The 6,828-nt window shown below is 58.9% G+C and carries 6 protein-coding genes; 4 read left to right on the forward strand and 2 right to left on the reverse strand.

The window, feature by feature from the left end; all coding sequences use genetic code 11:
* Positions 1–68 precede the first annotated feature (68 nt).
* The 4 genes from QZ766_RS16385 (at position 69) to emrB (ending at position 4,839) form a co-directional block, all read left to right on the forward strand.
* Positions 69–1,253, forward strand: a complete 1,185-nt coding sequence (locus QZ766_RS16385) for an MFS transporter (protein ID WP_297203792.1) — start codon at positions 69–71, stop codon at positions 1,251–1,253.
* Between the two features lie 92 nt (positions 1,254–1,345).
* A complete protein-coding gene (gene mprA / locus QZ766_RS16390; RefSeq protein ID WP_297203794.1) occupies positions 1,346–1,876 on the forward strand; it encodes a transcriptional repressor MprA in 531 nt (176 codons plus the stop codon).
* A 236-nt stretch (positions 1,877–2,112) separates the two neighbouring features.
* Positions 2,113–3,285: a multidrug efflux MFS transporter periplasmic adaptor subunit EmrA gene (gene emrA / locus QZ766_RS16395; protein ID WP_297203796.1), complete on the forward strand. Its 1,173-nt coding sequence runs from the start codon at positions 2,113–2,115 to the stop codon at positions 3,283–3,285.
* A 15-nt stretch (positions 3,286–3,300) separates the two neighbouring features.
* Positions 3,301–4,839, forward strand: coding sequence for a multidrug efflux MFS transporter permease subunit EmrB (emrB, locus tag QZ766_RS16400; protein WP_297203798.1), 1,539 nt, complete (start codon positions 3,301–3,303; stop codon positions 4,837–4,839).
* Between the two features lie 141 nt (positions 4,840–4,980).
* Here the strand turns inward: emrB and luxS are convergent, their stop codons facing one another.
* Together luxS and gshA are read right to left on the reverse strand one after the other, a co-directional pair.
* A complete protein-coding gene (gene luxS, locus QZ766_RS16405; RefSeq protein WP_297203800.1) occupies positions 4,981–5,496 on the reverse strand; it encodes an S-ribosylhomocysteine lyase in 516 nt (171 codons plus the stop codon).
* 202 nt (positions 5,497–5,698) lie between these two features.
* Positions 5,699–6,828, reverse strand: a 1,130-nt coding sequence (gene gshA / locus QZ766_RS16410; RefSeq protein WP_297203802.1) for a glutamate--cysteine ligase, incomplete at its 5' end; no start/stop codon positions are given.

The raw sequence follows: 6,828 nt of genomic DNA on the forward strand, positions 1-6,828 counted from the left end.
GATCTTTTCGCGTGTTCGCTATGATGCGCTATCCGTTAAAGCGTACTCATTCAATCTAAACCACTCCTATGACTAAAACCGCTCACGGGCTTAGCCCGCTGCTGATCGCCCTGATGTCTGTCGCCACCGGCCTTGCCGTTGCCAGCAACTATTATGCCCAGCCGCTGCTGGACACTATTGCCCGCGCATTTGCCATCTCCGCTGGCCAGGCCGGATTTATCGTCACCACCGCGCAGCTCGGCTATGCCTGCGGGCTGTTGTTTCTGGTCCCGCTGGGGGACATGTTCGAACGCCGCAGCCTGATTGTAGTGATGACCCTGCTGGCCGCGGGCGGGATGCTGATCGTTGCCAGCAGCAGCACGCTGCCGGTGATGATCCTCGGCACCGCGCTGACCGGCCTGTTTTCAGTGATGGCACAGATCCTGGTGCCGCTGGCGGCAACCCTGGCGGCGCCCGAACAGCGCGGTCGGGTGGTCGGCACCATCATGAGCGGCCTGCTGCTGGGCATTCTGCTGGCCCGCACCGTCGCCGGCGTACTGGCAAGCCTCGGCGGCTGGCGCACCGTTTACTGGGTCGCCAGCGGGCTGATGGCGCTAATGGCGCTGGCCCTCTGGCGCGGACTGCCGAAAGTGAAACAGGAAACGCACCTTAACTATCCGCAGATCCTCGGTTCGGTATTTACGCTGTTTGCCCGGGATAAAATTTTGCGCACCCGGGCGCTGCTCGGCTGCCTCACCTTCGCCAATTTCAGCATCGTCTGGACCTCAATGGCCTTTCTGCTGGCCGGCGCGCCCTGGCATTTTTCTGAAAGCACCATCGGGCTGTTTGGCCTGGCGGGCGCGGCGGGGGCGCTCGGCGCGCGTCCGGCGGGTGTCCACGCCGATAAAGGCCGCGCGCACCTGACAACTACCGGCGGCCTGTTGCTGCTGCTGCTCTCATGGCTGGCTATCTGGTGGGGGCATGCGTCGGTGCTGGCGCTGATTGTCGGCGTGGTGGTGCTGGACCTCACCGTACAGGACGTGCACATCACCAATCAGACCGTTATCTACCGCACCCTGCCGGAGGCGCGCAATCGCCTGACGGCCGGCTATATGACCAGCTACTTCATCGGCGGCGCGGCGGGCTCGCTGCTGTCGGCTTACGCGTGGCAGCATATGGGCTGGACCGGCGTGTGCGCTGCCGGGGCCGCAGTAGCGGTGCTTAACCTGCTGGTGTGGTGGCGCGGATACCACCGCCAGGACGATATGGAGTGACCCTCCGGAGAATACATAACCGGGTATTAATTCATTTACTTTATTTGTAACCATCGTTACTATATCGACTGTAATTAATGAGGTTATGCCAAATGGACAGTTCATTCACACCCATTGAACAAATGCTAAAATTCCGCGCCAGCCGTCACGAGGAGTTCCCCTATCAGGAAGTCCTGCTTACGCGCCTGTGCATGCACATGCAGGGCAAGCTGCTGGAAAACCGCAACAAGATGCTGAAGGCCCAGGGGCTTAACGAAACGCTGTTTATGGCGCTGATTACCCTTGAGTCGCAGGAAAATCACAGCATTCAGCCCTCCGAATTGAGCTGCGCGCTGGGATCGTCGCGCACCAACGCTACCCGCATTGCCGACGAGCTGGAAAAGCGCGGCTGGATCGAGCGCCGTGAAAGCGATAACGATCGCCGCTGCCTGCATCTGCAGCTGACGGAAAAAGGCCACCAGTTCATTGAGGGCGTTCTGCCTCCGCAGCATAACTGCCTGCACGAGCTTTGGTCTTCCCTGAGCGCCGCTGAAAAAGACCAGCTTGAGCAAATCACCCGCAAATTGCTGGTGCGGCTCGACAAAATGGACGAGGAAGGCGTGGTCGCCGATACTTTCGGCTAAGCGCCAATCGGACGATCCGCAGGTTACAAATAAGCACCTCTGGAATATCCTGTAGCACCCGCTGCAGCGGCGGTCGGAAATTCAGGTGGACAGTGTTACCGCCCCACCGGCCGCACATGACGGGTGAACAAAGATAACAGCAGAAATCAGACAGGCCAGCAGTCGCAAAACTGCTGGCCTTTCTGCCGAAAAGGTCGGTACAACCGGCCGTTAATAATAAGAAAGTGGAGATAAACATGAGCGCTAATGCGGAGACCCAAGCCCCGCAGCAACCGGCAAAGAAGAAAGGTAAACGTAAAGGCCTGCTTCTGCTGCTGACCCTACTCTTTGTTTTAATTGCGGTGGCCTACGGTATCTACTGGTTTTTAGTGCTTCGTCATTTTGAAGAAACCGACGATGCGTACGTGGCCGGGAATCAGGTGCAAATCATGGCCCAGGTCTCAGGCAGCGTGACCAAGGTATGGGCCGAAAATACCGACTTTATTAAAAAAGGCGACGTGCTGGTCACGCTCGATCCCACCGATGCGCAGCAGGCGTTTGAGAAGGCCCAAACCGCGCTTGCCTCCAGCGTGCGTCAAACCCGCCAGCTGATGATTAACAGCAAGCAGATGCAGGCCAATATCAGCCTGAGAAAGACCGCGCTCTCCCAGGCGCAGACCGATCTGGCGCGCCGCGTGCCGCTCGGCAGCGCCAACCTGATTGGCCGCGAAGAGCTGCAGCATGCGAAAGACGCGGTTGCCAGCGCCCAGGCCCAGCTGGACGTTGCCGTTCAGCAATATAACGCCAACCAGGCGATGATTCTGGATACCCGACTGGAAGATCAGCCCGCGGTGAAGCAGGCCGCAACGCAGGTGCGCGACGCCTGGCTTGCCCTGCAGCGTACCAAAATCGTCAGCCCGATGACCGGCTACGTCTCCCGCCGCTCGGTACAGCCCGGCGCACAGATAAGCCCCAGTACGCCGCTGATGGCGGTGGTGCCGGCGACCGGCCTGTGGGTGGACGCTAACTTCAAAGAGACCCAGCTGGCGTACATGCGCATCGGCCAGCCGGTCACGGTAATTAGCGACATCTACGGCGACGACGTGGAGTACAAAGGTAAAGTGATCGGCCTGGATATGGGTACCGGCAGCGCCTTCTCCCTGCTGCCGGCGCAAAACGCCACCGGTAACTGGATCAAAGTGGTTCAGCGCCTGCCGGTGCGCGTCGAGCTGGATGCGCAGCAGCTGGCAAAACATCCGCTGCGCATCGGGCTGTCGACGCTGGTGAAGGTAGATACTACCCACCGCGACGGCAAAATGCTGGCTAACGAGGTCCGTAGCACCCCGGCTTACGAAAGTAATGCCCGCGAAATCAGCCTCGATCCGGTCAACGTGCTGATAGACGGCATCGTGAAAGCCAACACCGATTAATCCGAGGTGAGCGCAATGCAACAGCAAAAACCGCTGGAGGGCGCGCAGCTGGTCATTATGACCATCGCGCTGTCGCTGGCGACGTTCATGCAGGTGCTGGACTCCACGATCGCCAACGTGGCGATCCCGACCATTGCCGGGAACCTCGGCTCTTCCCTGAGCCAGGGAACCTGGGTTATCACCTCGTTTGGGGTGGCGAACGCCATCTCCATTCCAATCACCGGCTGGCTGGCCAAGCGCGTCGGCGAGGTGAAGCTATTCCTGTGGTCAACCATCGCCTTTGCTATCGCCTCCTGGGCGTGCGGGGTCTCCAGCAGCCTGACGATGCTGATTTTCTTCCGCGTTATTCAGGGTATCGTTGCCGGGCCGCTGATCCCGCTCTCCCAGAGCCTGCTGTTGAGCAACTACCCGCCCGCCAAGCGTTCGGTGGCGCTGGCGCTGTGGTCGATGACGGTGATCGTCGCGCCTATCTGCGGGCCGATTCTCGGCGGCTACATCAGCGATAACTACCACTGGGGCTGGATCTTCTTTATCAACGTACCTATCGGCGCGCTGGTGGTGCTGTTGACCCTGCAAACCCTGCGCGGGCGGGAAACCCGCACCGAGCACCGGCGCATTGACGCGGTGGGCCTGGCGCTGCTGATTGTCGGCATCGGCTGCCTGCAGGTGATGCTCGACCGAGGTAAAGAGCTGGACTGGTTTAACTCTACCGAAATCGTGGTGCTGACTATTACGGCGGTGGTGGCGCTCAGCTTCCTGATTGTCTGGGAGCTGACCGACGAACACCCAATTGTCGATCTGTCGCTGTTTAAGTCGCGTAATTTTACCATCGGCTGCCTGTGCATCAGCCTGGCCTACATGCTGTACTTCGGGGCGATTGTTCTGCTGCCCCAGCTGCTGCAGGAGGTCTACGGTTATACCGCGACCTGGGCGGGGCTTGCCTCCGCGCCGGTGGGGGTGATTCCGGTAATTCTGTCGCCGCTGATTGGCCGCTTCGCCCATAAGCTCGACATGCGCCGGCTGGTGACGTTCAGCTTCATTATGTACGCGGTGTGCTTCTACTGGCGCGCGTATACTTTTGAACCGGGGATGGATTTTGGCGCCTCGGCGTGGCCGCAGTTTATCCAGGGATTTGCGGTGGCCTGCTTCTTTATGCCGCTCACTACCATCACGCTGTCCGGGCTGTCGCCGGACAGGCTGGCGGCGGCGTCGAGCCTGTCGAACTTTACCCGCACCCTGGCAGGCTCCATCGGGACGTCGATCACCACGACCCTGTGGACCAACCGCGAGGCGATGCACCATGCCCAGCTGACGGAGTCGGTAACGCCCTACGCGCCGGACGCGCAGCGGATGTACAGCCAGCTGGAGGGCATCGGCATGTCCCAGCAGCAGGCATCCGGCTGGATAGCGCGGGAGATAACCAATCAGGGCCTGATTATTTCCGCCAACGAGATATTCTGGATGTCCGCAGGCGTGTTCCTGGTGCTGCTCGGGCTGGTGTGGTTCGCCAAACCGCCTTTCGGCGCGGGAGGCGGCGGCGGCGGCGCGCACTAGCGAAAAGGCCCTCTCAGCGAAGAGGGCCTTTTTTTATCTGCAGCCAATGCGGTATTCAGAGAAGAAATGAACGGTCTGAAGTGGAATACAGGTTGAGGCGTCCTGCCCGGCAGCGCGCCGGGCAGGACGCAGCGGAGGCTGCTAGATGTGCAGCTCCTGCAGTTTTTCTTTCGGCAGCGCCAGTTCGTCGTTACTGTTGACGCGCACGTCGTGAGCAATGATGTGGCGGGCAATATCCTGCGCTTCCTGCAGGGAGTGCATGTGGTAAGTGCCGCACTGGTAAACGTTCAGTTCCGGGATCTGGTTCTGGTCTTTCACCTTGAGGACATCTTCCATCGCTGCTTTCCAGGCCGTCGCTACGCGCGCTTCGTCCGGGGTGCCAATCAGGCTCATGTAAAAGCCGGTGCGGCAGCCCATCGGCGAAATGTCGATGATCTCAACGCCGTTGCCGTTCAGGTGATTACGCATGAAGCCGGCAAAGAGGTGTTCCAGAGTGTGAATGCCTTTTTCCGGCATAACCTCTTTGTTCGGGATGCAAAAGCGCAGATCGAACACGGTGATCTCGTCACCGTGCGGGGTTTTCATGGTTTTGGCCACACGAACAGCAGGGGCTTCCATTCGGGTATGGTCGACAGTGAAGCTATCTAATAACGGCATTTTGTCTCCTCCGAACTCTTCATATTCCCTTACCGATTAATGGCTTAGAGAAAATCATAAGAAGAGCGTAATTTTTTTAAAAATAAAATGAACTCTGTGTTCCCGGGCGAGTCTGAGTATATGAAAGACGCGCATTTATTATCATCATCCCTGTTTCAGAGATGAAAGTTTGGCCACAGTGATGTGGCCTTTTTCTTTTCTGTCAGGCGTGCCGCGCAACCAGCGCTTCAAAAGGCTCATCGTCAGCCGCCTCCATCTCACGCTGGCGAACCAGCGACGCTTCCCGCTCCGTTTCAAAATCCGCTTCGCTGAGGATCTCCAGCGGCTCTTCCCGCAGCATCGTCCGGTATTTGTCGGCCAGCGCCTTGCCGGTGCCGCCGATACCGTCTTCCAGCATAGCGCGCAAAATGCGTGCAGAGAAAGTTAAATCAGGATTATCGAAGCTGGCAGTCAGCTCGTCGCACACGTCCTGATAGACGCTGCCGCCGTCAATGCTGTCCAGGGTCTGCGCCACGCGCCTCAGATCGGCGAACAGATCTTTACCCACTTTCGCCAGCGGGAACTGCGCGGTTTCGCAGCCGATGCCCAGCGTCAGGCCAGGCTTGCGCCCTTCCAGAATGACGCGGTTCCAGTTGGTTTTGGTACACAGCAGCTCGTCGCTGCTCATCTCCGGCGCGTCGGCCAGCACGCACCAGACCATAAACAGATCGAGGAAACGCACCTGCTGTTCGTCCACACCCGTTGGCGAGAACGGGTTGATGTCCAGCGAGCGCACTTCGATATATTCGATGCCGCCGCGCAGCAGCGCGTCAGACGGCGTTTCACCGCTGCGGGTCACGCGTTTAGGACGAATGGGCGCATAAAGCTCGTTCTCAATCTGCAGAATGTTGCTGTTAATCTGCAGCAGCTTGCCGTCTTTCTCGCTGCCAATGCGCGCAAACTCTTCGGACGGGGTTTTAATCGCCCGCTTCAATCCTGCCACATACTCGTGCAGATCGTTAAACGTAATTCCGAGATTGCTTTGCGACTTATTGGTATAACCCAGATCGCTCAGGCGCAGCGAAGTCGCATACGGCAGGTAATAGATGCCGCTGTCGGTCTTTTCAAACGGTAGCGTCGTCTCTTTGCCCTGCAGGAAAGAGGAGCACACCGCCGGAGAGGCGCCGAAGAGATACGGAATGACCCAGCCGAAGCGGTAGTAGTTGCGGATCAGGCGCAGATAGCCTGCCGAGATGGCCTCTTTGCCGTCTTCCACGCCGGTAACGCCGCACTTCGCCTGCCAGAATGCCATCGGCAGCGAGAAGTTGTAGTGCACGCCGGAAATAGCCTGCA

The sequence above is a fragment of the uncultured Pluralibacter sp. genome, from assembly GCF_913775985.1.
Classification (GTDB): domain Bacteria; phylum Pseudomonadota; class Gammaproteobacteria; order Enterobacterales; family Enterobacteriaceae; genus Pluralibacter.